Origin of the sequence: uncultured Intestinibacter sp. (genome assembly GCF_902468165.1) — a bacterium.
GTDB lineage: Bacteria > Bacillota > Clostridia > Peptostreptococcales > Peptostreptococcaceae > Intestinibacter.
The window spans coordinates 56019-81403 of the sequence record NZ_CABQXJ010000004.1 but is presented as its reverse complement, the minus strand read 5'-3'; the positions used below and the strand labels follow the sequence as shown (position 1 = coordinate 81403).

Annotated in this window: 26 protein-coding genes; 24 read left to right on the top strand and 2 right to left on the bottom strand. The window is 26.7% G+C overall.

The features are described from left to right. Window positions 1–15: 15 nt before the first annotated feature. The 14 genes from RDX53_RS01620 (at window position 16) to RDX53_RS01555 (ending at window position 12986) form a co-directional block, all read left to right on the top strand. On the top strand, window positions 16–327 hold the full coding sequence (locus RDX53_RS01620; RefSeq protein WP_295575023.1) for a WXG100 family type VII secretion target: 312 nt from the start codon (window positions 16–18) through the stop codon (window positions 325–327). 60 nt (window positions 328–387) lie between these two features. Further along, entirely contained in the window at window positions 388–708 is a 321-nt protein-coding gene (locus tag RDX53_RS01615) for a hypothetical protein (protein ID WP_195929458.1), read from the top strand. Then, window positions 708–2009, top strand: a complete 1302-nt coding sequence (locus RDX53_RS01610) for a hypothetical protein (RefSeq protein ID WP_307993592.1) — start codon at window positions 708–710, stop codon at window positions 2007–2009. Before RDX53_RS01615 ends, RDX53_RS01610 begins: the two co-directional genes overlap by 1 nt. A 32-nt stretch (window positions 2010–2041) precedes the next feature. Next, window positions 2042–3322 (top strand): tetratricopeptide repeat protein, encoded by a 1281-nt coding sequence (locus RDX53_RS01605; protein ID WP_307993591.1) that lies wholly within the window; start codon window positions 2042–2044, stop codon window positions 3320–3322. An 11-nt stretch (window positions 3323–3333) separates the two neighbouring features. After that, window positions 3334–3642: a WXG100 family type VII secretion target gene (locus RDX53_RS01600; protein ID WP_195929455.1), complete on the top strand. Its 309-nt coding sequence runs from the start codon at window positions 3334–3336 to the stop codon at window positions 3640–3642. Window positions 3643–3707: 65 nt separating this feature from the next. After that, on the top strand, window positions 3708–4004 hold the full coding sequence (locus RDX53_RS01595; RefSeq protein WP_195929454.1) for a WXG100 family type VII secretion target: 297 nt from the start codon (window positions 3708–3710) through the stop codon (window positions 4002–4004). A gap of 63 nt (window positions 4005–4067) precedes the next feature. After that, window positions 4068–4964 carry a PP2C family serine/threonine-protein phosphatase gene (locus tag RDX53_RS01590; protein WP_295575005.1) on the top strand — a complete coding sequence of 299 codons (897 nt, stop codon included), beginning with the start codon at window positions 4068–4070 and terminating at the stop codon, window positions 4962–4964. Window positions 4965–4992: 28 nt separating this feature from the next. Further along, complete coding sequence (locus RDX53_RS01585; protein ID WP_295762159.1) at window positions 4993–6258, top strand: type IV pilus biogenesis/stability protein PilW; 1266 nt, start codon at window positions 4993–4995, stop codon at window positions 6256–6258. 38 nt (window positions 6259–6296) lie between these two features. After that, a complete protein-coding gene (locus RDX53_RS01580; protein ID WP_295732914.1) occupies window positions 6297–8246 on the top strand; it encodes a serine/threonine-protein kinase in 1950 nt (649 codons plus the stop codon). A gap of 15 nt (window positions 8247–8261) precedes the next feature. Next, window positions 8262–8834 (top strand): zinc ribbon domain-containing protein, encoded by a 573-nt coding sequence (locus RDX53_RS01575; RefSeq protein WP_295675705.1) that lies wholly within the window; start codon window positions 8262–8264, stop codon window positions 8832–8834. A 22-nt stretch (window positions 8835–8856) separates the two neighbouring features. Then, on the top strand, window positions 8857–9876 hold the full coding sequence (locus RDX53_RS01570) for a zinc ribbon domain-containing protein (protein ID WP_307993587.1): 1020 nt from the start codon (window positions 8857–8859) through the stop codon (window positions 9874–9876). A gap of 38 nt (window positions 9877–9914) precedes the next feature. Continuing rightward, entirely contained in the window at window positions 9915–11474 is a 1560-nt protein-coding gene (locus tag RDX53_RS01565; RefSeq protein WP_307993586.1) for a zinc ribbon domain-containing protein, read from the top strand. A 12-nt stretch (window positions 11475–11486) separates the two neighbouring features. Continuing rightward, entirely contained in the window at window positions 11487–11897 is a 411-nt protein-coding gene (locus tag RDX53_RS01560) for a zinc ribbon domain-containing protein (RefSeq protein WP_195929445.1), read from the top strand. A 114-nt stretch (window positions 11898–12011) separates the two neighbouring features. Next, a complete protein-coding gene (locus tag RDX53_RS01555) occupies window positions 12012–12986 on the top strand; it encodes a hypothetical protein (RefSeq protein WP_295574985.1) in 975 nt (324 codons plus the stop codon). An 80-nt stretch (window positions 12987–13066) separates the two neighbouring features. On the opposite strand, the gene RDX53_RS01550 is transcribed toward RDX53_RS01555, so the two are convergent. Next, window positions 13067–13888 carry an LCP family protein gene (locus RDX53_RS01550; protein ID WP_195929443.1) on the bottom strand — a complete coding sequence of 274 codons (822 nt, stop codon included), beginning with the start codon at window positions 13886–13888 and terminating at the stop codon, window positions 13067–13069. A gap of 199 nt (window positions 13889–14087) precedes the next feature. On the opposite strand from RDX53_RS01550, the gene RDX53_RS01545 reads away from it, so the two are divergent. The 6 genes from RDX53_RS01545 to RDX53_RS01520 all read left to right on the top strand — a co-directional run bounded on the left by RDX53_RS01545 (window position 14088) and on the right by RDX53_RS01520 (window position 20145). Then, window positions 14088–14462, top strand: a complete 375-nt coding sequence (locus RDX53_RS01545) for a GntR family transcriptional regulator (protein WP_295574981.1) — start codon at window positions 14088–14090, stop codon at window positions 14460–14462. Window positions 14463–14493: 31 nt separating this feature from the next. Further along, window positions 14494–15345: an ABC transporter ATP-binding protein gene (locus tag RDX53_RS01540; protein WP_195929441.1), complete on the top strand. Its 852-nt coding sequence runs from the start codon at window positions 14494–14496 to the stop codon at window positions 15343–15345. Then, a complete protein-coding gene (locus RDX53_RS01535) occupies window positions 15345–15995 on the top strand; it encodes an ABC-2 transporter permease (RefSeq protein WP_195929440.1) in 651 nt (216 codons plus the stop codon). Before RDX53_RS01540 ends, RDX53_RS01535 begins: the two co-directional genes overlap by 1 nt. 194 nt (window positions 15996–16189) lie before the next feature. Then, window positions 16190–17026 carry a BglG family transcription antiterminator LicT gene (gene licT, locus RDX53_RS01530; protein WP_195929439.1) on the top strand — a complete coding sequence of 279 codons (837 nt, stop codon included), beginning with the start codon at window positions 16190–16192 and terminating at the stop codon, window positions 17024–17026. Between the two features lie 263 nt (window positions 17027–17289). Then, window positions 17290–19416, top strand: coding sequence for a glucose PTS transporter subunit IIA (locus RDX53_RS01525; RefSeq protein WP_307993583.1), 2127 nt, complete (start codon window positions 17290–17292; stop codon window positions 19414–19416). A gap of 210 nt (window positions 19417–19626) precedes the next feature. Beyond that, window positions 19627–20145, top strand: a complete 519-nt coding sequence (locus RDX53_RS01520) for a hypothetical protein (RefSeq protein WP_295574972.1) — start codon at window positions 19627–19629, stop codon at window positions 20143–20145. A gap of 68 nt (window positions 20146–20213) precedes the next feature. Here RDX53_RS01520 and RDX53_RS01515 read toward each other — a convergent pair whose 3' ends face one another. Next, window positions 20214–20888: an HAD family hydrolase gene (locus tag RDX53_RS01515; RefSeq protein ID WP_307993581.1), complete on the bottom strand. Its 675-nt coding sequence runs from the start codon at window positions 20886–20888 to the stop codon at window positions 20214–20216. A gap of 293 nt (window positions 20889–21181) precedes the next feature. Between RDX53_RS01515 and RDX53_RS01510 the strand changes: the two genes are divergently transcribed. The 4 genes from RDX53_RS01510 (at window position 21182) to pepT (ending at window position 25344) form a co-directional block, all read left to right on the top strand. After that, on the top strand, window positions 21182–21616 hold the full coding sequence (locus tag RDX53_RS01510) for a DUF6323 family protein (protein ID WP_295732908.1): 435 nt from the start codon (window positions 21182–21184) through the stop codon (window positions 21614–21616). Between the two features lie 3 nt (window positions 21617–21619). Then, on the top strand, window positions 21620–22972 hold the full coding sequence (locus RDX53_RS01505; protein WP_295732906.1) for a DUF6179 domain-containing protein: 1353 nt from the start codon (window positions 21620–21622) through the stop codon (window positions 22970–22972). Window positions 22973–23162: 190 nt separating this feature from the next. Beyond that, complete coding sequence (murI, locus tag RDX53_RS01500) at window positions 23163–23939, top strand: glutamate racemase (protein ID WP_195931775.1); 777 nt, start codon at window positions 23163–23165, stop codon at window positions 23937–23939. A 181-nt stretch (window positions 23940–24120) separates the two neighbouring features. Further along, complete coding sequence (gene pepT, locus RDX53_RS01495) at window positions 24121–25344, top strand: peptidase T (RefSeq protein ID WP_195931774.1); 1224 nt, start codon at window positions 24121–24123, stop codon at window positions 25342–25344. The last annotated feature ends 41 nt before the right edge of the window (window positions 25345–25385 follow it).

The window sequence follows — 25385 nt, the reverse complement described above, 5'->3', positions numbered from 1 at the left end:
GTTTGGGGGAGTTAGATGAAAGAGGTTAAGAAAATAGATACAAAGTATTTTTATAATACTATTTCAGATTTAAAAGAGAGCATAAAAACATATAGAATTGCAAGAGAAACAGTATTTAGAGCAACTGATGAATTAGAGAGTTCGTGGGAAGGAGAAGGCAAAAATGGCTTTCATGACGAGTTTGTTTTATTAAAAACTAAATTGAATGACCAAGAAGATAATTTAAGAGAAATGGCATTGATGCTAGAGAAAATTGCTTTAAGATATGAAGAATTTGATACAGATGTTTCAAGCCAAATTGAAAGTTCTACGAATTCAAAAAAATAGTGGATTTAATTATAACGTATAGACGGTTAAATATGATTTTATTTATTTTAGGGGGAGATTATGAGTAATTTAAAGCATAAATATAAAGAATTAAAAAGATTACAAAATAAGATTATGGAAAAAGATAATTTTGTCAATGATATAAATTATAAAATAGATGATTTGAAAGAGGATTGTATAGATTCGTTAAAATCTACAGTTAATATCTCAATTGAAGATATAGTATATGAATATTATGAAAAATATCCATATATAGATGATTTTTTGATAGAAGCAAATAACAGCATAGAAAATGAACTTAATAGACTTTATGAAAAAGTTCAACAAGAGGAAATTGAAAACAAAGAAAGGTTTAATAACTTATTTGGAGGGCTTATCTAATGGGAGAGATGATAATAAATTATTCAAAGCTAAATGGTTTATCTAATACAGCTAAAAAAGCAGCAGATAGATATAATAAAAGAATAAATCAATTAGAAGGATTTCGAAAAAAGTTAGATGAATTAGATACTCTCAATACTGGAAATTTGAATCAAGCTAATCTGCAGATAAAAAATAGAATTAATGAATGTATAAATAAAAAAGAAAAAATGACTATATTTAAACAAAAGATAGATGAACTAGAAAATGAAGTACTAAACACTGATAGAAAAGTAGCGAAAAGAATTAAACAAGATAGTAAATATTTTAAGGTTAAAAATAACATAAAAACAGGTATAGGAACACATATACTAGTATATTTAAATCAAAGTAAATATAACCCTATAAATAAATTGGAGTTTATAACTAAATTAATAACAGGATGCACTACAGAACAATTCAGAGAGGCGATAAATATTAATTTTAGAAACTTAAAATACAATATAAAAGATTTTTATTATGAAAAGGGCGGAAAGTACTGGATTAACATCTTAAAAGATGGCGTTACAACTGTAGCAGCAGTAACTCTATTAATAGCAGCTGCAGTTGGTTCTGGAGCATGGATAATAGCTGCACTAGGTGGAATCGCCGCTACTATATGGTTAGGATATAAAGGAATAACAAAATATATTTATGATGTAAAAGCATTAAAAGAATTTAATACTACTAAAAACAACGCTAAAGCCGATAAAATAGACAACAAAGATCATATAAATGCAAGTGAGTATATAGGTGGAAAAGTCACATCAGCAACAATCGGTAATAGAGAAATAGGTGAAAAAATAGGAAGAGGAACTACACAAGTTATAAGTTCATATTTTTTATTTAAAAATTTAAAAGACTTTACTAAAAATAAAATAAGTGAAATTAAGGCATATGACAAAAATATTTCATTTTATAAAAATCTAATCAGTACAAAACCATTTAATAAAGATGATTTAACAAAATTAGATAAATCCACTAATTTAATAAAAAGATTTAGTCAGGGAATAGGTATAGACGATATAAATACTTTAAATAAAATTTCAAATATGAGTAGAGATATAGGCACTATAACTATGAAAGTTAATCCAATAGGTGAAGTAATAAGCTCTATAAAGTCATATAAAGATGATTATTTTTCCGCTAAAAAATCAAAAAATCACATTATAAATAATTTAAATATCCCATTGCACAATATTCCAAACATTAGGTATATAAACTTAAATCCTCAAGCTAACACAAGTTTAAATAGATATAAGTTATATAATTTTGGAACATAGAAAAACTTAAAATATTCTAAGGGGGGAATATAGTGATAACACAAGAATATATAAATCAAGCTAAAGTACTTTATAGTGTAGGAAATTATAGAGAATCTATAAATAAGTATAAAGAGGCACAAAAACAAAATCCAATGGATATAGATATATATTTTGGGTTAAGTGAATCATATATAATGCTAGAAGACTTTATAAGTGCAGAGGAATGTTTAAATAATATATTATTGATAGATAAAGATAATGCAAAGGCATATTTCTATCTAGGTAATATTAAATTTTTACAAGATAATCAACAAGATGGCAAGGAAGCATACTTAAAAGCGATTAGTTTAGGATTTTCAGATATAGATATTTTTATAAATTATGCAATTATATGTGAAGAAAATGAAGATTACTATAAAGCATTAAAATACTATAATAAGGCTTTGTCAAAAGATAAATTTAGAGCTGATATTATGTTGAGAAAGATAGAAATATTAATAGGAATGGACAAAATTGAAGAGGCATTAGAAAACTTAGACTTATTTATACAAATAAATCCCGATTTATTTGAAGGATATCATTTAAAATTTTTAATATTAATAGAAAACAACAGACTCCAAGAAGCACAGCAAATTCTACAAAGTGCAATGGCAATGTTTCCTGAAGATGAAGGATTTTTATTCGATAAGGTGATTTTGTTTGAGGAACAACAAAAAATACAAGAAGCATTGGAGATTTTAGAAACTGTATTTAAAAATAATAACAGTAAAATTGTATTAAATGAAAAAGCTAAGATTTACTTATCACAAAATGAAGTACAAAAAGCTAAAAATACACTAAAACAAATAATTGACTTAAATAAAGATGAATTTAATGAAGATAGCTCATTTTATTTAATTATGATCTATATAAGTGAAAATGATTATTTAAATGCACAAAAATATATAGATGAAATAATTGAATATAAAAATGAAGGAATATATTATTATTCAGCTCTTTTCCTAAAAGGTCAAGTAATAAAAGCGCTTTATGGTCAAAACTCTTGTAAAGATTATTATGAAAATACAGTTGGTATTTTAAGACAAGGAAGTTTAGACTATCTAGATAACTTGGACTTAATTATCTATAGAGGAATTATATATAAAGAATTAGAGAATTATGAAAGAGCATTGGAAATGGCTAATTATATTCTGGCTATATCTGATAATATTGGAGAAGCTTATTTATTGAGAGCGCAGATATACGAAGCTATGGGAGATATTGAAAAATCACAAAGTGATAAAAAGTTAGCTGTGGATAAAAGTGAAATACTTAATAAATTTGGAATTTAGGGAGGGGCATGATGTCTAAAATATTAAAAGTGAATTTTGATGCATTTGAATATACTATATCTAAATATCAAGAAAGTATAGATTTATTTGAAGAAACTTTAAATAAACTAAATAAAAGTATCGATATATTAAAAACGTCTGGCTGGGATAGTGCTGCAAGTGAGGAATTTTTTAATACTTTCGATAATAAGTGGAAATATAATATGGAACTTCACATAAAAATATTAAATCATTTTAAAGAATGCATAAAGTCATCACAGGAAGACTATAAAAAACTAGATGAGTTAATTCAAACAACATTAAAATCATTACAACTGTAATATAGTAAAAGATTATTAGATATAAATCTAATAATTTAAAATAAATATTTTTAGGGGGTAGAAAGATGGCAGATAGAATATTGTATAGCATACCAGAGATGAAACAAGCAGGGGCTAATTTCCATGCTAAAGCAGAGGAAATAAACGATATTTTAAATTATTTGAATTCTGAAATAGAAAATTTAGAAAGTGTATTTGATGGTGCAGCACAAGATAGCTTATTTGCTAAATATCAAGAATTACAAGAAAGTTTAAAACAATTTCCAGAGGTAGTAGATAATCTAGGTTCATTAATAGAAAATATAGCCCAACAAGTAGAACAAAATGATCAAGATATGGCTAGCTCCATATCTTCTAACTAATATTTAAATAATAGGGTTGTTATTATTTTTTATAATAATGACTCTATTTTAAGGAATGATAGTATGAGAATGTTTAATATTTCGGCATCTGTAGGGTGCCATAAAGGGAATAAAAGAAAAAATAATGAAGATAACTTCTATTTAAATGGAGAATTTAAAGAAGACCCAAATGAAAAAAAGAATTTATTTTTCAATATAAATACTAATGATAAAATACAGGTTTATGCAGTATGCGACGGCATGGGTGGAGGAGACTTAGGAGAAATTGCATCTTATATTGCTGTTAAAATACTTTCAAAATATCAAAAAGAAGTATTCAATTATTCAGGAAGAATAACTATAGAGAAACATATAGATGAATATATAGAGGATGTTAATGAAAGAATTTGTGAAGTTACATCAAAATTAAACAAAGACTGCATAGGAACTACATTGGCATTAATAATTATATATGAAGATTATATGTATATATATAATTTAGGTGATAGTAGAATTTATTTTATTTCAAAATATGAAATTATACAACTATCTAAAGACCATACAAAGGCACAGATGCTTTATAAATCAGGAATTATAAGCAAAGATGAAATGAAAAGTAGTCCCTCAAAAAATATATTAACTCAATATTTAGGTATATCAACACAAAATGGAAATATATCACCATATAAGATACTGTTTAGAATAAATAAAGGAGATAGATTTTTAATTTGTAGTGATGGTGTATCAGATTTATTAAATGATAATGAAATTGAAAATATAATAAGAAATAGTAGTACTACAGACAATGCTGTTAGTTTTATTGTAGATAATTCACTATTAAAGGGTGGAATAGATAATATAACTGCACTTTTAATAGAAATAGAAGGCAGTAAAAATGAAAAAGCAAATAAAGTTATTAGATGTATATTGCTTTTAACTTTTTTAGTAATAACTATCATAGGCATAAATTTATTGTATTAAATTATAAAACTATAAAGGGGGAGAAGTATTGAAAACAAAATTATTAGTTTTATTCACTATTATAACGATAGTTGGTGTTGGTATGATAGTATTAAAAGACAACTTTGGGAAATATAACAAACAAGTAAATTACGGATATAAACTTTTAGAAACTGGTAAATATGAAGAAGCAGTACTGGCATTTAATAAGGCTATAACTATTGATAAGAAGAAAGACAGGGCCTATGTAGGTCTTATGGATACGTATAAAAAGCAAAATAAAGAAGATGCTGCACAAAACATATACAATGTTGCGAGTAATGCAATGCTTAATGTATCTGATATAGAGGCAATTAAACAAAGATATGAGGCAATACGAAATGAATATATAAAGGAAACTGGTAAAGATGTATTGCCACCAACACCAGAGCAAAACAATACAAACTTGGCTAATAATGATAATTCTGAAACAAATATAGATACATTACAAAACGGTACAGATTTATCTAAGGACTTATATAAATCATTGGAAGATGAATTAAAAGCAGAGTATGGTATGATTTCAAATACAAAGTTTAACTATTCTCTTACTGAAAGTTCAAATAATATAATTAGTTCAGGTGATGGCGGAATAATAAGAATAATATATGATGATTTAGATAACAATGGAACTGATGAAATGATAGTTTCTAGAGTTGAAAATCAAAATTTAGCTATAGAAGTTTACACAGTAAATGATAATGATGTAAATTGTGTACCAATATACTGTTTTAATAATTCACAAGAACCAGGAGATTATGTGACATATGAAATGTTTTTAACTAATAAATATGAAGCTAACGCAAATTTATTTATAAAAAATTTAAATGGAGATAAATATTTATGTTTAGAATATGGAAGTGGATTAGGAGTAAATAATGGGGATGAAGATCAAGAATATAAAATTTTAGATATATATAAATTTGACGGAGAAAAATTATATATTATAAGTACCTATAGGGAGGAAATAGACTTTTTATGGGATGGTGAAGAAGAAATAGATAAATATATAGTATCTGGTGAAATGGAAAATATATATGAAGAATTTGATGATGAATCTGAGTTTATAGATTATCTAAAAAATATATTAAGTGAATATGATTTAAGTGGATTATGGTCAGATAGAGCCTATTTAACAAATTATACAGATGACAGAGAAAAACATTATACTAAAGCTTCAGATAGATGTTCAGATATTATTGACATAATTAATATAACATCATATAGTGAAGGTAATGATGATAATATAACTTTAGAAATAGATACATGCAATTAACTTTAAACAGAAGAGAGTTTTCATAAGGGGGATAAGCGATGAATATTCTTTTTAATAAATACAAAATAATTAAAAAGATAGGTCAAGGAGGTATGGGGAGTGTATATTTAGCTCAAAATATATCATTAGGAACATTATGGGCAATAAAAGTAATAAATAAAAAAAGAGGGCAAGGATATGATTTACTAGCAGAGCCAAACATTCTTAAAAAATTAAACCATCCTTCACTTCCTAGAATTATCGATATAGAACAAGACCAAAATTATTTATATATTATAGAAGATTATATAGAGGGTATAGCTCTAGATAAAGAATTAAAACAAGTTGGCCAATTTGCAGAAGGATTAGTAGTAGAGTGGGCAAAACAATTATGTGAAGTGTTAATTTATTTACATTCTCAAAGGCCAAATCCAATAATTTATAGAGATATGAAACCAGAAAATATAATAATAGCCCCAGATAATACAGTAAAATTAATAGATTTTGGTATAGCTAGAGAATTTAAAACAGATAGTTTAAGTGATACTAGTTATATGGGGACAAGAGGATATGCAGCACCCGAACAATATGGAAAAAGTCAAACTGATGAAAGAACAGATATATATTCTTTAGGTGTTACTTTATACTACTTATTAACAGGTATGAATCCAAATGATTTACTATATGATTTTAGACCGATGAGAATTTATAATCCTCATTTATCTAAGGGAATTGAATATATAGTAAATAAATGTGTACAAAATAGACCTGATAAAAGATATCAAAATGTAAATGAACTTTTGTATGACTTAAAAAATATATATGTTTTTAACGAGTCATATAAAAAACAAAAAAGAGATAAATTTATTAAAAATGCCTCAAAGGTGTTATTAATTTGTATAGCTGTTGGAGCGATAATTTTTGGTACAAAAACATTTTTTAATCAAAAAATATCTAAATATGACAAGTTAATAAATGAGGGTACAGAATGTTTAAAAAGTGGAAACTTAGAAGAAGCACAAAGTAATTTCGAAAAAGCTGGGGAAATAAATTCAGATGACCCAGCATATGTAATAGGAAATGCAAATGTTTACTATAAACAAGGTAATTATGATTTCTGTTTAGAATATTTAATAGATTATTCTAACAAGAATAATAAAATAATAGATAATCCTGAATATAATTTTGTAATGGGAAATGCTTATTATAAGCAGGAAAACTGGACAGGAGCAATAGAATATTTTTCAAAAACAGTCGATTTAGCATCTCAAGACGAAAACTACAATGATAGAATTAATGAATTTAAGGCAGATTTAGCAAAAGCCTATGTCAAAGATAATCAGATAGAAAAAGCTCAAGAAATAATCAATAGTATACCTGATGGAAATGATGATTATATCAACTATATAAATTGTGAAATTGATGAAGCATCAAATAATATATCATCAGCAATAAGTGGATATAAAAACATAATAAATACAACTAAAAATGAAAATATAAAATCTGAGTGTTATATTTCAATTGCAAATATATATAAAAATCGAAATAACTTTAATGAAGAAATAAATATATTAATAGAAGCGACAAATAATTTGCAAGGTGGTTCAAATTTAGTTGTAAAGGAAATGTTAGGTGAAGCTTATTATAAAAATGGAGAGTATACATCATCTGCAAATATATTTAATGAACTTTTAGAAGCTGGTTATACTAGACCGTATATTTATTTAGATATAGCATATGCATATCAACAAAGTGGGGACTTAGTATCAGCAGAAAATGTATTAATACAGATGGAAGAAAAATATCCATCAGAATATAGGTGTTATGTGCAATTAGCATATGTATATATAGAATCTGAAGGAAATAAAAGTGAAGAAAGCAGAGATTATCAAAAAGTAATAGACAACTATAATTTAGCAGTTCAATATGCGCCAAATGGAGAAAATACAGCGGAAGTAGTACAGTTGAGAGGTAAGATTGATGAATTAGAATCAAATGGATGGATCTAAAAGGGGAGGAATAATATGTATACAATAGGGATAGTTTTAACAATTGTAGGGGTTGTTGGAATAATAGGAACCCTTATATGGATTTTTGTAGATAATCATAAGAAAAATAAACAAAGACAGAGTACAATTAATAGTATAAGAAATCAACAATATGAACCACATTTTCAAGATAGTAGAGTTAAAAATTACAGAGCACCAAATTCTAGACCATATGTCAGCCCAAATCAGGAATTTGATCTTACAGAAGGGCTAAGCAATAATTATCCAAATCAACATATAAATAAAACACAATATACTAACCAAAATTCAGAACAAGATTTTAATAGACAATTAAATCCCAATATATATCAAGATTTACAGACAGAAAATTTAATGACAGATAGCTTGTTTAATAGTGACGTAAATACAGAAAGCTTAGTATATACTGATGGAACTTCAGAGAGTTTAGTTGATGATGGCGAAAACTATACTGAAACTATACAAGATGATATAAAAGATTATGAAACTTCAGATGTGTGTCCTAATTGTAAAACACCGCTAAAGCAAGGTGCAAAATTCTGTAGTCATTGTGGAACAAGATTAGTATAAATTTGGGGGAAGTGAGAGTTAAATGATTTGTAAAAATTGTGGAACAAATAACAAAGAGGGTGTAACTTATTGTGCTTACTGTGGTAAAGCGCTTAATGATAATGACTATATATATAGTGAACAAACTCCACAACATAGTGGAGATTCTAAAAATCTAATGAAAATAATTGCTATCGTAGTGTCTATTTGTTTAGTACTTGGAGGAAGTTTTATTTTATTAAAAGAAAGTGTATTTAGTGAAGATGTTTCTATAGAAGATGTTGTTGTAGATGGAGAGTATGAGATGGAAGGCGACACATATGTATTTGGTGTAAATAAAACTGTAATTATAGAGCCTAAAATTAATTCATCAAGTGATAAATTAGACTTAAGCTATAAATTAGATGACAGCAGTATTGCAAATGTAGTTAAACTCAATAATAAATGTAGTATTGTAGGGCTTAAGGAACAGGGAACAAATTTAAATATCTATGACGGTGATAAGATTTTAAAAGTATTGAAGATATCATTTAAAGATGATTCTAAATCAAAAAGCGCTACTAATGGAAATAGCAGCTCTAGTACAGTAAAAAATAAGACTACTACTAGAAACAATAGCTCAACTAAGAATAATTCATCTAGTAAAAACAACGATACAACTCAAAGTTCATCATCAAGTATTCCATTAGACGATATTACTTATTTTATGTCAGGATATTTTAATGATTATGTAGATGCAATGAATTATGGGGATTTTAGCATAATAAGTGGAGAATTGACAACTGGTGGAAATGCATATAATCAATATGAAAAATCAATACCACATGCATATGAAAAGGGCATAACAATAAGTTTAAGAGGATTTGATAAAGTATCTGCAAAAAAAGTATCAAATGGAGTATATAGCATAACTTATACTGTCGATTGGGAAATATATAATCCAGAAGAGGAAACTTACAGATTACAAAGAGAATATGCTGATTATATTGTGAAACAATCAGGAAGTAGTTATAAATTAGACAGATTAGAAAATTGGGAAATACTAAGTAAGCAATATATATAAAAATAGTAAAGAGCAGTTAGAAAGGGGAGATATCACATATGAAATTTTGTACAAAATGTGGAAAACAAAACGAAGATTATTGTAATTACTGTAGCAAAGATGGGGAAAACTTAAATAACTTACAAAGTAGATTGATGCTTACAGAAAATAAAAATTCTTTTTGTGATATATGTAATAATCCTATAAAAACATCACAGACTTATTGTCCTAAATGTGGTCATCTGTTGAGTGAAGTTAGGATGAGAACTAGATACAATACACAAAATCAAAATTTTAATACTTTCGGAAATCTTGATTATATAGATAATATTAAAAAAGTAGATTTTGGAGCAGAAGAATTAGCAGAAGATGCTAGAAAAATGTTTGTGAGTTTGCCAGAATTTTTTGAAGATATTAAGTTTGGACTAAAAAACTTTGATTATATTGGATTTTTTCAAAATAATATAAAGACAGCATTTTTAACAGGATTAGCATCTGTTATATTTGTTGCATTATTTCCATTACTCATTACTTTAATATTATCACTAGTAGGAGTAAATATAGGAGCAGTAATTGGAATATCTAGTTTAGCAGGATTATCTACACCAAAGTTATTTCTTATGACTTTGACTGCTATGTCAGTTCCCAAAATGGTATTTACATTTTCTGGGGTGACTGTAAAGCTAGCTCTTAGAACATTTTTAGCACCATTTATATCTGGATGCTTAATAGTATTAGCGACAAGAATAATGTTTAAAGAAAGAAGATATCAATCATTACCGATGGCTACATTAGGAGCTTTATCATATTCAGTAATTATGGTGGTTATATCATTATTTGCAAGATATCAAATAACACAAGGAGTTGTATATTATTCTATTTTAAGTGTATTTCTAAATTCATTTATTATTTCATTTATAGCAATGATGATGGCATTAGAAAAAGAAAATTCTAAAATAATAGGCACACTTTCTAATATATTTAGACATAATTTTAATACGGTTTTAAAAATGATATTAGGAATTACTATTGCACCAGTTGTAATTATATTTGTATATATGGTTGTAAATGGATTGGATAATACTCAATATTTTTCAATGTATGCTTCAGAATTTTGGAATTTAGTTCCTTATAATATTGGATTAGGACTATTTCTTGGGTTAATAATTGGTTTTTTATTGTTAAGTCCATGGATATTATTAGTTATACAATTTGTAAGTTTTCATGCAGTTATAACATCTACAAATATATTGTCACAAGGTGGAATAGCAGTACTGATAATAGTACCGATTATAGTTTTGGTTGTCATGGGGAGAAGTATCAAAACTAGATATGGTGAAGGAAGAAATAGTGTAGTCGCTATGTATAGCATTTGTTATACAAGTATAATGGTTTTATTATCATATTTCTCTAAAATAATATTTAGTGGAGATTTGAGCAAATTAAGTAGCGGACTTTATTCATTATTTGATGAATATGCATTAGGAGGTGATTACTCTATAGGTACAACTATGAGTGGATATATAGGAACTAGTTGTATAATGACACTTATAGTCACACTTATATTGAGTTTTGTTTGTATGTATATCGGTTATAGAACAAAAAAGTTGATTAGATAGGGGGAAATAATTGTGGCTAATAGACAAGAAATTGTTAGAGAGATAGATAAATTAAATAAAAGTGTAGAAGATGCGAGTTTGAGAAAAGAAGAGGCACTTTTGGAATTAGGAATATTTATATATAAAAAAGTACGAGAAGGGTTACTTGATAATGAAGAAATAAATGAAAAATGTGAATCGATAATAGGATTTGATCATGTTATTTACGATTCTAAAGTTAAAATAGATAAATTTAATAAGCAATTACAAGGTATCAAGTGTAGTTGTGGAGCTATTTTAACTCCGGAAGATAGATTTTGTGGAAAATGTGGCCAAAAAGTTGAAATACCTGTTGATAATACAGAATATATAGAATGTAAGAGATGCTTATCAAATATAGATAAAACTTCAACATATTGTCCATGTTGCGGTATAAAATTATAAATAAATTTTAACTAATAGAGGCCTTGTATAGTCAATTTAATAAGATTATATAAGGCTTTTTGATTATTTTTTAAGAGTTTTAAATATAGAGTCTATATTATTGGGGGGATAAATATGAAAAAAATTATCTGCATTATGTTTATTTCACTATGCTTTTTTGTATCGGGGTGTAATAGTACAGGAAATAATAATATTATAAATAATTTAAGCACTAAGGAATATGACGATTTCATAATAAATACACTTATACCTGAGTATGGAATAGCTGATTTAACACAAGTCAATTTAGTTAATTCAGGACAAGGTTCGTATGGAGAGGTGTTTTTACAAGATGGGATTTCAGATATAAGTTTCAGAGATTTAAATAAAGATTATGTAAATGAAATGATAGTTACAATAAAACAAACAGAATCATTTGGTGATAATTTTACAGATAAATACAAAATAGAAGTTTATACTATAGAGAATAATCAAGTAATAGAATTAGAAAGTGATATAGAAGACATGCCTGTTTTGACTTGGTTGGAATTCAATTATAATAATAATTTTAATGTATTTACAAAAAGCTATGATGAAGGAGAATATTTAGTTATTGAAAACTATGTAAATCAAACTGGTGATGGGGGAATGGGAGTTTATCTAAGAATGTATAAGATGGAAGGAAATGAATTAATACTTCAAAGGGATTGTAGCAATACAATATATTATGCAATGGGATATGAATACGACTATGATGGTATGACTTATACTTATAACCAAACAACACTTTACAGTGATATATCACAAGAGGAAGGTTATGATATTTATAACTTCCAAAAAGAAGAATGTAGACGCCAATTTGATAATGATGTATCTCAAAATATGTCAGAGTTTGATATGGGGCAAATATGGTCAGGATATATGGAAAATTATTATAATGCAATGTTATCAAATGATAATATATATATAAATGATTATATGAAAGAGGCATCACTAAGACAAAGTGGTATTACAGATTTATTTAGAATGGAATATATGCCAGATAGTACATCTGGAGGCAATATTACATTTTATAATTATAACGGTGACTATTTAAGTAAATTTAAATAAAAATTAAAAATACTCCATTTTAAGTGAAATTAAAATAGCTTAAGATGGAGTATTTTTTAGTGAGGGAAGGTTAAATTGTATTAACTTTTATGTGAAACAATTTTATAAGTTATGATTCCATATTTTATTAAACTAGCTGTATTCATATTTGTTTTTATGTATGGTTTCATACAACTTACTAGTTTTGGATATTTAAAGATAGGTATTGATTTAATATCTTCTGCCATATCTTTAGATACTTTTGTTTCGTTTAGATATTTTAATAGCTTTTCTTCAGTCATATCTATTCCCATTTCATTTAGCTTATCTGACATTTCAGAAAGAGACTCAGCATTGATTTCAATTACTTTAGTTATATGAGCATTGAATTTTGTTTCGATAGCATTTAGTAGCAAGTCTGTATTTTGGCCCCAAGAATATGTATCACCTAATTTTTTATATCCTACATTAGGTATATTTACATATGTATCAAGAGGAATAGGTATAAATGAAATTTTATTATTAGCACTATCTAATGATAAAACTGAAAACTTATCAGGTGGATTTTCAAAAGAATTATCACTAGGAACAGTGCAGATAACTAATATATTTGTCAATGTATCTGATTCCTTTGGTATTGTAATGTTTGAGCTAGAATCTTTTTTACTGTTGTCTTTTGTTTTATTGTTTGTATCAGATTGATTTTTATTATGTAGTTTATTTTTATCTTCAAGGCTACTGTCGTTTTTAGTAGTTTTATTGATGGATGTTTCTTTTGTATCAGAAGAATCTCGTTTTGAGTAAGATTCTTGTTTAGTTTGTTGTTCTAAAAATGGATTATCAATTGATAAATTATTGCCTAATGCAACTACTAAAAGAACAACAGGAATTGTATATATAAGACTAAAAATAAATTTTTTCATATAGATTACCTCCTTATAGTATTAATTTTTAACCATTTTATAAATTTTAATTCAGAAACTGTGTATATAAAATCTACAAAGATAAAATTAAACAAATAGAAGTAAATAAAAATTTTTTTCATTAGCTTGACAAAGTATATATGAAAGTATATATTGTATATATAGGTTATATACAATATATACATAAAGAGGTGATAATGTGGAGATCATAATAAGCAATAGCAGTGATAAACCTATATATGAGCAAATAACAACTCAGATAAAGAATATGATTATAAGTGGAAAATTAAAGCCTGGTGATTCGCTACCATCAATGCGATATTTAGCGAAAGAATTACATATAAGCGTAATAACTACAAAACGTGCATATGAAGAGTTAGAGCGAGGTGGATTTATATATTCTGTAGTTGGAAAGGGTAGTTTTGTAAAAAGTACGAATATGGAGCTACTAAAAGAAGAAAAATTAAGGCTTATAGAAGAATATTTATCAAAAGCAGTTGATGAAGCTAAAAAATGTTCAATAGATTATGAAGAGATAGAATCAATCTTAAAGCTTTTATACGAGGAAGAATAATAAGTATATTAAAAATATGGAGGAGATTAATATGAAATATGCAATTGAAGTGAAAAATCTTAATAAATCATATGACAACTTTAAATTAAAAGATATATCTTTTAAACTAGAGACAGGTACAATAATGGGTATTGTAGGAGAAAATGGTGCAGGAAAATCAACTATAATAAAAGCTATTTTAGGTTTAATAAATATAGATTCAGGTGATATAAAAATATTTGGAAAAGATTTTAAAGAAAACTCCGTAGAAATAAAAAATAATATATCTGTAGTATTTGATGAAAGTTATTTCCACGACAATTTAAAAATACGTGATATAGATAAAATAATGAAAAATATATACTCTAATTGGGACAAAAATAAATTTTTTAAATATGTAAATGAATTTAAACTACCTGATAATAAAAAGATAAAAGAATTTTCAAGAGGAATGAAAATGAAATTATCTATAGCAGTAGCATTAAGTCATAGTGCAAAAATTTTAATTCTAGATGAAGCGACTAGTGGTCTAGATCCAGTAGTTAGAGACGAAATTTTAGATATATTCTTAGATTATATACAAGATGAAGAGTGTAGCGTGCTTATAGCATCACATATAACAAGTGACTTAGAAAAAGTCGCAGATTATATAACATTTTTAGATAATGGAGAGATAGTATTTAGTAAAAATAAAGATGAGCTGATTTATGACTACGGTATAGTAAAGTGTAGTGAAAAAGATATAGATAAGATATCAAAAGAAGATATAGTGGGAATAAGAAAAAATACATTTGGATGTGAAGTTATGGTAAATAATAAAAATAAATATGAAAATAAAGAATTTATAGTAGATAAAACAAATCTAGAAGAAATTATTTTATTCACAGTTAGGGGGGATAAATAATGAAGGGATTATTAATTAAAGATATATTAAATATGAAAAATTATATGAAGCAATTAGTATTAGTACTTATATTTTTCATAGCATATGGTATTTTCTTGAAAAACGGAACCTTTGTTGGGACTATGATAACTTTGATGTTGAGTATGCAAGTTATAACTACAATGTCTTATGATGAATATGCAAAATGGGATAAATACGCTTTGACAATGAATATAAATAGAAAAGATATTATAATATCTAAGTATATATTTTTTACAATATCAATTATTATAGGTATAGTAGTTGGAATTACAACATCTATAGCTATAAATCAAATTGCAAAATTAGATACAGGTATGAATGAGATAATAGTAACTTCAATAGTAGTACCATGTGTATTCGCTATATTATTTTCTATAATAATTCCAGTTGTATTTAAAACTGGGGTTGAAAAAGGTAGAATAGTTATGATGCTGATATTATTTATACCGGCTATATTAGTAGGTGCTATTGTCAAAATATCAGAAAAAGCAAATATAACTATGCCAAGTCCATCTAATTTAGAAATTCTGATGAAGTTTGGAGTGCTAGGATTAGTGCTATTAACTATATTAGCAGTATTTATATCATATAAAGTTTCGCTATCAATTTATAACAAAAAAGAATTTTAAAAATTTGGAAGAAATTGTTGACAAATAGCATGGGAAAATGTTATTCTTAATTTAGAAAAACAGATAAATTTTAATATTTATGGATTGTGACTGGTAATGCAGGCAAGACCAACTACATAAGGGATATTCAGATGTCCTATGTTTGTTGGTCTTTTTTAATATAATGTATGTTTTTCAGATAGGGGGTGAGGTTATTGTATAGAGTAAAAAAAGTAATTAATAATAACTTTATTAGTTCTATTGATCAGAGTGGAAATCAAGTAATAATAAGAGGACTGGGGATTGGTTTTCAAAAAAAGCCTGGGGAATGGATAAACTCTGACAAAGTTGAGGTAGTTTATAAAATAGATGATAAAGTTACTTCAAATAAGTTACAAGAGTTAATAAGTCAGGTGCCTAAAGAATATATAGATACATCTACGGAAATTATAGACAATATAAAATCGAAACTTGATAAAAAACTAAATGATAATATTTATATTACTTTAACTGATCACCTTAGTTTTGCAATAGAGAGAAAAAAGCTAAATCAAGAATACAGTAATGTTCTACTTTGGGATATAAAAAGATTTTATCAACAAGAATATGAGCTAGGAAAAGAGTCTTTATCAATAATCAAAAAAAATCATGGAATAGAACTTTCTGTTGATGAAGCAGGATTTATTGCTCTACATATTGTAAATGCTGAACTAGATACAAATATGACTAGTATGATAAAAATAACTACTTTTATGCAAGAAGTTATTGAAATAGTTAGAGATTATTATGAAGTCGAATTGGATGAAGATTCATTGGACTTTGGTAGGTTTATAACTCATTTAAAATATTTCTCACAGAGATTATTTAACAATAAACCGACTAAAGATACAGACTTCCAATTACAAAGAATGATAAGAGATAATTACAGCAAAGACTATGGTTGTGCTGAAAAAATAAAAGAGTATATACAACAAAAATACAATTTAAATCTTACTGGGGAAGAGATGATGTTTTTAACTATCCACCTGAGGAGGATATCGACAAATAAATAACTTGGATTGTGACTGGTAATGCAGGCAAGACCTAATTTAAAGGGGTAAAATATTACACATATTTATATAGATATATTTTGTTTAATGCTATATTTAGATTTTTATATTATGTAAATATCTATAAAAATAAGTGTAATCTAAAAAGATTTACGTTTTTAATTAGGTCTTTTTATTTGCTCAAATTTACTAGTTAGAAATAAATTTATTGCGTAAATATACGCTATTATTATTAAAATATATACATAAAAAGGAGGAATTAGAAAATGAAAGACAAAATCTTTGGTGTCTTACAACGTGTCGGAAGATCATTTATGCTTCCAATCGCAATCTTACCAGTAGCTGGTCTTTTCCTAGGAATAGGGGGGTCATTTACAAATGAAACAATGCTTAACACATATGGATTAATGGGTGTTATGGGACCTGGAACATTTATATACAACATATTAACTGTATTAAATGCAGCAGGGAATGTAGTATTTACAAACTTACCAATTATATTCGCAATGGGTGTAGCAATTGGTATGGCTAAACAAGAAAAAGAAGTTGCAGCATTATCAGGTGCATTAGCATTCTTCATTATGCATGCTGCAGTTAGTGCAATGATAGCTGTTCATGGTGGAGCAGACAGCATGTTAAATGGATCTACAACAGATGTATTAGGGATGACATCTCTTCAAATGGGTGTATTTGGGGGGATTATAGTAGGTCTTGGTGTTTCAGCACTTCACAATAGATTCTATAAAATAGAATTACCACAAGTATTATCATTCTTTGGTGGAACAAGATTTGTTCCAATAATAAGTGCATTAGTTTACTTAGTAGTTGGTATAGCGATGTTCTATGCATGGCCACCAATACAAAATGTAATTTATTCTGTTGGTGATTTAGTTAGAGGTTCTGGATATGCAGGAACTTGGTTATATGGAGTAATGGAAAGAGCATTAATACCATTTGGTCTTCACCATGTATTCTACTTACCATTCTGGCAAACAGGTGTTGGTGGAAGTATGGAAGTTGCAGGTAAAGTGATAGAAGGTGCACAAAATATATTCTTCGCACAATTATCAGACCCAAGTGTAACACACTTTAGTGTAGAAGCTACTAGATTCATGTCTGGTAAATTCCCACTAATGATATTTGGTTTACCAGGTGCTGCACTAGCAATGTATAAATGCGCAAAACCAGAAAAAAGAAAAGCTGTTGGAGGTTTATTATTATCAGCAGCATTAACTTCAATGTTAACAGGTATAACTGAACCACTTGAATTCACATTCTTATTCGTTGCACCAATATTATATGTAATCCACTGTGTATTTGCAGGTGCTGCATATATGTTAATGCATATGTTAAATGTTGGTGTTGGTATGACATTCTCTGGAGGTCTTATAGATTTATTCTTATTCGGTATACTTCAAGGGAATGCTAAAACAAGCTGGATAAACATAGTATTTGTAGGTATAGCTTACTTTGCAGTTTACTACTTCTTATTCAGTTTCTTAATCAAAAAATTCTATTTCAAAACTCCAGGTCGTGAAGATAATGACGATGCTGAAGTTAAATTATATACAAGAGCAGATGTTAATGCTAAGAAAGATGGACAAAATGCATCTCAAGGAGATGCAGATGATCAGTTAAGTGCTTTAATACTTCAAGGTTTAGGTGGAAGTGAAAACTTAACAGACTTAGACTGCTGTATAACAAGACTTCGTTTAACAGTTAAAGATCCTTCAAAAGTAAATGAAGGTATGTTAAAAGCAAGTGGAGCAGCAGGTGTAATCAAAAAAGGTAATGGTGTACAAGTTGTATACGGACCAAAAGTTACAGTTATAAAATCAAACTTAGAAAACTTTATAGCTAGTGGAAAAGCTGCTACTGTAAAAGTATCAGAAAATGTAGAACAACCAAAACAAGAAGCTAAATCAGATGTAAAAGTAGAAAGCGGAGTATTATATGCTCCTATAAAAGGTAAAGCAATAGATTTAAGTGAAGTAAAAGACGGAGTATTCTCTGAAGGTATGTTAGGTAAAGGTATAGGTATAGAACCTGAAGAAGGTAGAGCAGTATCTCCAGTAAACGGTACTGTTTCAGTAGTATTCGATACTAAACATGCTATAGGAATAACTTCAGACGAAGGTGTAGAAGTACTTATCCACGTAGGATTAGATACAGTTCAATTAAACGGTAAATACTATGATACTCATGTAAAAGTTGGGGATAAAGTAAAAGTTGGTGACTTATTAGTTGAATTTGATAAAGATAAAATCCAAAAAGCTGGATATAGAACAGTAACTCCAATAATAATAAGTAATACTGACTCTTTCAAAGATGTAAAAGTTTTAGCTAAAGGTGAAGTAGAAGAAAAAGCTGAAATGTTAAGAGTAGAAAAATAAAATTGCCATATAATTCTTTTAATTTAAACTTTATAACAATATAACTAATAAGAGCATTATTCAATTATGAGTAGTGCTCTTATTTTGTTTACTGGATAGATAAAAATTATTGTAATAAATAACTATGGAAGAAATTTATATATTGAGGTTATAATATTACATTATAAGTATTTGACTAAATACTATTTATGAAGTAAGGAGATAGATAAAATGAGTGCAACTGAGATATATAATATGAAAGTGAATATGGGACTTCTAGATTTACAAAAATATAACAGTTTAGTTAAAGAGATAGAAAATATTCCACAAAGATATATAGACGGGCTTGAATTAGAAAAGATAGCTTTTAATATAAAAGAAGAATTAAAATTAAATAACGATGAAAATTTAGATGAATTAGTTGAGTTATATTCAGCTGTAGTATTTAACCTTCATTCAAATTTAGGAAATACTTTAAGCGAATTAGAATTTAAGTTTAATCAAGTGAAGATACAGGCGAGATTAAAAGCTATACAAAATCCAAGTGAAGGTAAGTTTAACTTAAATGGAAAGCTTGATTTTAAAGATTTAAATCAAGATATAATAGCTCTATTAGATAGAGCTTATAATCTTGTAAAAGCTATGGAAGAAGCTATAGGCATAAATATATTATCAGCTTCTGATAAAGACTCAATAGACAAAATTAAAGAAAGTATAAATTCGCTACATTCTAAAAATACTACATTATAAATAATATAATGAATAAAATAATAAAAAGCAGTTAATTACTATTGATTAACTGCTTTTTATTATTTTATTTAATTGCATGTTTTTATGCAGTTTTCGCTTTCTATTATTTCTAATAACTGTTTTGGAGAATCGATTAAAAAGTCAGCTCCACTTTCTAGAAGTGATTTAGCATCTCTAAATCCCCAAGTAACGCCAATACTTTTTATATGAGCATTTTGTGCAGTTAACATATCTGAGCCAGAATCACCGACATATATTGAATTATTTTCTTCAGAGTTTAGTTCTTTCATAGCTTCTAATACTGTGTCAGGAGCTGGTTTTTTTCTGATACCTTCGCGTTCTCCAATTGCAACAGGTATTAAGTCTTTAAAATAGTATTTATTTAAATTTTTAACACCAAAATCGTATTTATTTGATACTATTGCCAATTTAACACCTTTAGAATTTAATTCTTCTAATAAGTCTATAATACCATCATAAGGAGCTGTTTTGTTTTGCATATTAGTTTTATAATGATCTTTAAATGTTTGAAGACATTTTAATGTTGTTTCTTCATCAGTCCCATCAGGAACAGCTTTTGTAACTAAATCTTTTACGCCATTTCCTACAAAAATTCTGATTTCCTCATAAGTTCTAGTTGGATATCCAAACGATTTAAGAGCAAAATTAACACTATCTCCTAAATCTTCTAAAGTGTTTAATAATGTTCCATCTAAGTCAAAAATTACAGTATTATATTTCATATTTATTCCCCTCTTTTAAACTTAAAATTTATACTACAACTTCTAAATATAGCACAGTTAATACTAACAATCAAACAATAGGGAATTAAAAATATAAAATTTATAAGGAAAAATACAAGATTTATATGAAAAGTTAAAAATGACATAAAAAAAGAGCATAAAAATATGCAACTTGACAATTTTATATATTGAGATTAATATATAAATGTATGAAAATATATTATATCAATTATACTATAACATAAAACAAAAGAAAAGTCAATACATTTAATAAAAAAAGGAGTGAAAAATTTATGGAAAATAAGATACTGAGATTTACGATGAGAGATCTTACAGAAAAATCTAGTAAAAAACTAATAAAATTAAATGATGAATCTATAAATTATGGTCTTGTTTTAAGTGAAAATGATGTAAATAATATTATGAAACACACAAATGAAACCCTAACTAAAATAGGACGTATTGAAACGAGTACATCTTCACTAGAAAAAATTATAGAAATAGTATATTCATCTCCTTATACAGATAAAGAAAATTATGTTGAAAATATAAACGATATGCAAGAGATTTTTTATTATTTTAAAAGCGAAGTATTAGACTTAATATCTGATGATGAAGTTATAGAAATACTAGAGAAGACTTATGAAGATAAAAAGGGCGAAATATTTCAGATACAGGGAGCTATAGACGATTTTGCAAAAGAATTTAAGCTTACAGGGGGTCTTTAGAATATGAAATTATTAGGGATAATAACAAAGGATTATACAATAAATATACTGAAGTGGGGTTATTTAAATAAAAAATTTAGCGAAAACTTTATATTGAGTATTCAACAAGATATAGGAAGTTTATTAAATAAAACTATACAGAAATATTGTGGAAATTCCAGCACATCAGTAACTGTAGAAGTCGGCGAACAATTATTAGAATCAATTTATTATACAATGGATGCAAATTTCAGAGATGATTTTAATATGGATAAATATATAGAGCTATTTAAACAAAATTCTATAGAAGTTATTTTTAAAATGGGAGAGCAAAAGTTAAAAGATCTATTTGAAGAGACAAAACAAATTTACAATAGAGTATGTCAAAATAAATATAATACAGAAGTAATCGCATACAATAATACTTTGCTCAAAGAGTTTGGAAATTTTTTCGATATATATGATATGAAGTTTAATGCTCAGGATATAAAAATAAGTGTAGATTATCCATTAATATTTGGAGATAATAATTTAAATGGATTATATTATATTAAAAATTATTTAGAAATTATAGAACTAGAAAATAAATTCTGTAATCATTTTAAATCAAAAGAAGTAGAGTTGTTACTCGATATAAATGCAAGAAGATATAAATTAGATTATAGAGATTTACTTACAAATATATTTGAAATTGTAATAAATAATACAATATTATCAACAATAATAGATGGCGAATTTAAAGATTTTTATATATTTGAAAAAGAAATGGACTATTTAAAAAGCAACTTAAATTTAGACAATATAGAACAAGAAGTAGAAAATTCAATTAATAAAATAATAGAAAACTTTAATATAGATGATGAAAAAGAAATCCAATATATAAGTTTATATAAAAATAAGTTTATACAAGAATTAAAATCGTGTATTATGCAAGATAGTATAGAAAATATTGTTGTAATATGTGATATAGATAAAGAAGAAAAATCTAAAATTATTTTAACAGAAGATAAATTAAGTGATGATGGATTTAGAGATGTACTAGATAAAATAGAAAATGAAAATAATATAAATAAGAAGGTCGATATTATAAAAAGTAATATAAATTCTTTTGATGATTTTTGTGACATATTAAAGTCAGATTGTTTTTATAATGAAGAATATAAAATACTATTTGATAGTTTAGAAGATATTGAACTTGCTTTATTAGGGAAATTTATCTTCTTTGAAGATATTGAAATGAGCAGATTTAATTTTTTAAATGAAATATTTAAAGAAAGACAATATGATTATATATGGCAAGAAAGCTATATTGAATATATGAAAAATCAAGTTATAAATAAAATAAACAATATCCAAAATTATATCATGTCATTATAAGTTGCACTTACCTAGATATAGGTTTAAAATTTAAATAATATTTACTAAAATTTCGACGAATATAATATTTATTTTACAAAAATCTCACAGAAAAAAATATTTTTTTTGTATAAATAGGATATATATTTTATAATAGTAGAAGTAATAATATGTGCAGATAAATAATTAAAACCATATCGGAGGTACTTTAATGGATAATAGTAAAAAAGCTATAGGAGTTTTTGATTCAGGTTTAGGTGGAATAAGTGTTCTTAGAGATTTAAAAGAGCTTATGCCAAATGAAGATTTTATCTATTTTGGAGATTCGGCATATGCTCCTTATGGCGTTAAAACAAAAGAGCAAATTACCGAAAGATGTGTTGAAATAATAGATTTTTTTATATCAAAGGGAGTAAAAGCAGTAGTTATAGCATGTAATACAGCTACAAGTGCTTCTGCAAACTATCTTAGAAAAAAATATAAAAATCTTCCTATAATAGGAATGGAACCAGCTTTAAAAGTTGCAACACAAGGAGTTAAAAATAATAATATAGTAGTTATGGCTACTCCTTTAACTTTAAAAGAAAAGAAATTTGAAACATTAATGCACAAGTTTAGAGGAAACAATAAAGTGGTTAAAATGCCTTGCCCAAAACTTGTTGAAATAGTTGAAAATGATTTACTAGATGATAAAAACATAGTTATAGACCAATTAAAAGACTACTATAAAGACGTAAATATGGATAACCTTGATAGTGTCGTTTTAGGATGTACACACTTTATATTCTATAGAGATTATTTAAATCAATTTTTACCTGAAAATACTAACTTAGTAGATGGAAATATTGGAACTTGTAGACATCTAAAAGAAGTATTAGAAGACAAGAACGAATTAAATACAAGAGATAATATTGGAAAGATAGAAATTTACAACTCAAGTAAAGATCAAAAATATATGAGACTTTCTAATAAGTTATTAGCTAGATAGATTTGAATTTATTTTCAAATCTATTTTTTTTCTAAAAAATGTTAAAAATCATGGTATTATAAAATTATCTAAAAAAAGTAAATTTAAACTATTGAGGTGAAAGTTTTTCGAAAAAGTGTAGATAATACAAATATTAAACTAAAAGATATAGAAGTAAATTACAATAATAGGAGGAATTATAATGCAAGATTTAATAAATAGATTTATAAAATATGCAAAAGTACATACAACAAGTAGCGAGTATTCAGAAAGTGTCCCAACTACAGAAATTCAAAAGGATTTAGGAAAGATATTAGTAGAGGATTTAAAGGAAATAGGACTAGAAGATGCTCATATGGATGAAAAAGGATATGTTTATGCAACCTTAAAATCCAATACAGATAAAAATCTTAATAAAATAGGATTTATAGCTCATATGGATACATCACCAGCAGCTAGTGGCGAAAATGTAAATCCACAAATACATAAAAATTATGATGGAAATGATATAGTAATAAATAGCGAAAAAAATATAATACTATCACCAAAAGAGTTTAATCTCTTAAAAGATAAAGTCGGAAAAACTATAATAACTTCTGATGGAACGACATTACTTGGTGCTGACGACAAGGCTGGAATAGCTGAAATAATGGAGTCATTAAAATACATAGCCAAACACCAAGAAATAGAGCATAGTGATATATATGTATGCTTTACACCAGATGAAGAAGTAGGAAAAGGTGCAGATTTCTTTGATGTTGATAAATTTAAAGCTGATTTTGCATATACAGTAGATGGTGGAGAAATTGGAGAATTAGAATATGAAAACTTCAACGCTGCTAGTGCAAATATAAAAATAATAGGAAAGAGCGTACACCCAGGTTATGCATATAACGTTATGATAAATGCTGCTAGTGTAGCATCAGAATTTAACTCTATGGTTCCAAACGAAGTGCCTGAAAATACACAAGGATACGAAGGGTTCTACATGCTTAATTCAATTAGTGGAGAAGTAGATAAGGCTGAAATATCTTATATACTTAGAGATTTTGATTTAAATGGATTAGAAAAAAGAAAATCTAAAATAAGAGAAATAGCGAAAACTTTACAGCAAAAATATGGTGAAGATAGAATAATTGTCGATATAAAAGATAGCTACTATAATATGAAAGAAAAGATAGAACCTGTAATGTATATAATTGATCTAGCAAAAAAAGCAATGGATGATGCTGATGTAGAAGCGAGAATAGTTCCTATTAGAGGTGGGACTGATGGTGCGAGAATTTCATATATGGGAATACCAACTCCAAACTTATTTACAGGAGGGTATAATTTCCACGGATATTATGAGTATGCAGTAGTTGAAGAAATGGAAAAAGCTAAATCAGTAATAATCAATATAGTTAAAAATAATAAAAATTATTAAATAATAATATAAAAATAAACTCCTTTTCACAAGGCATAAAA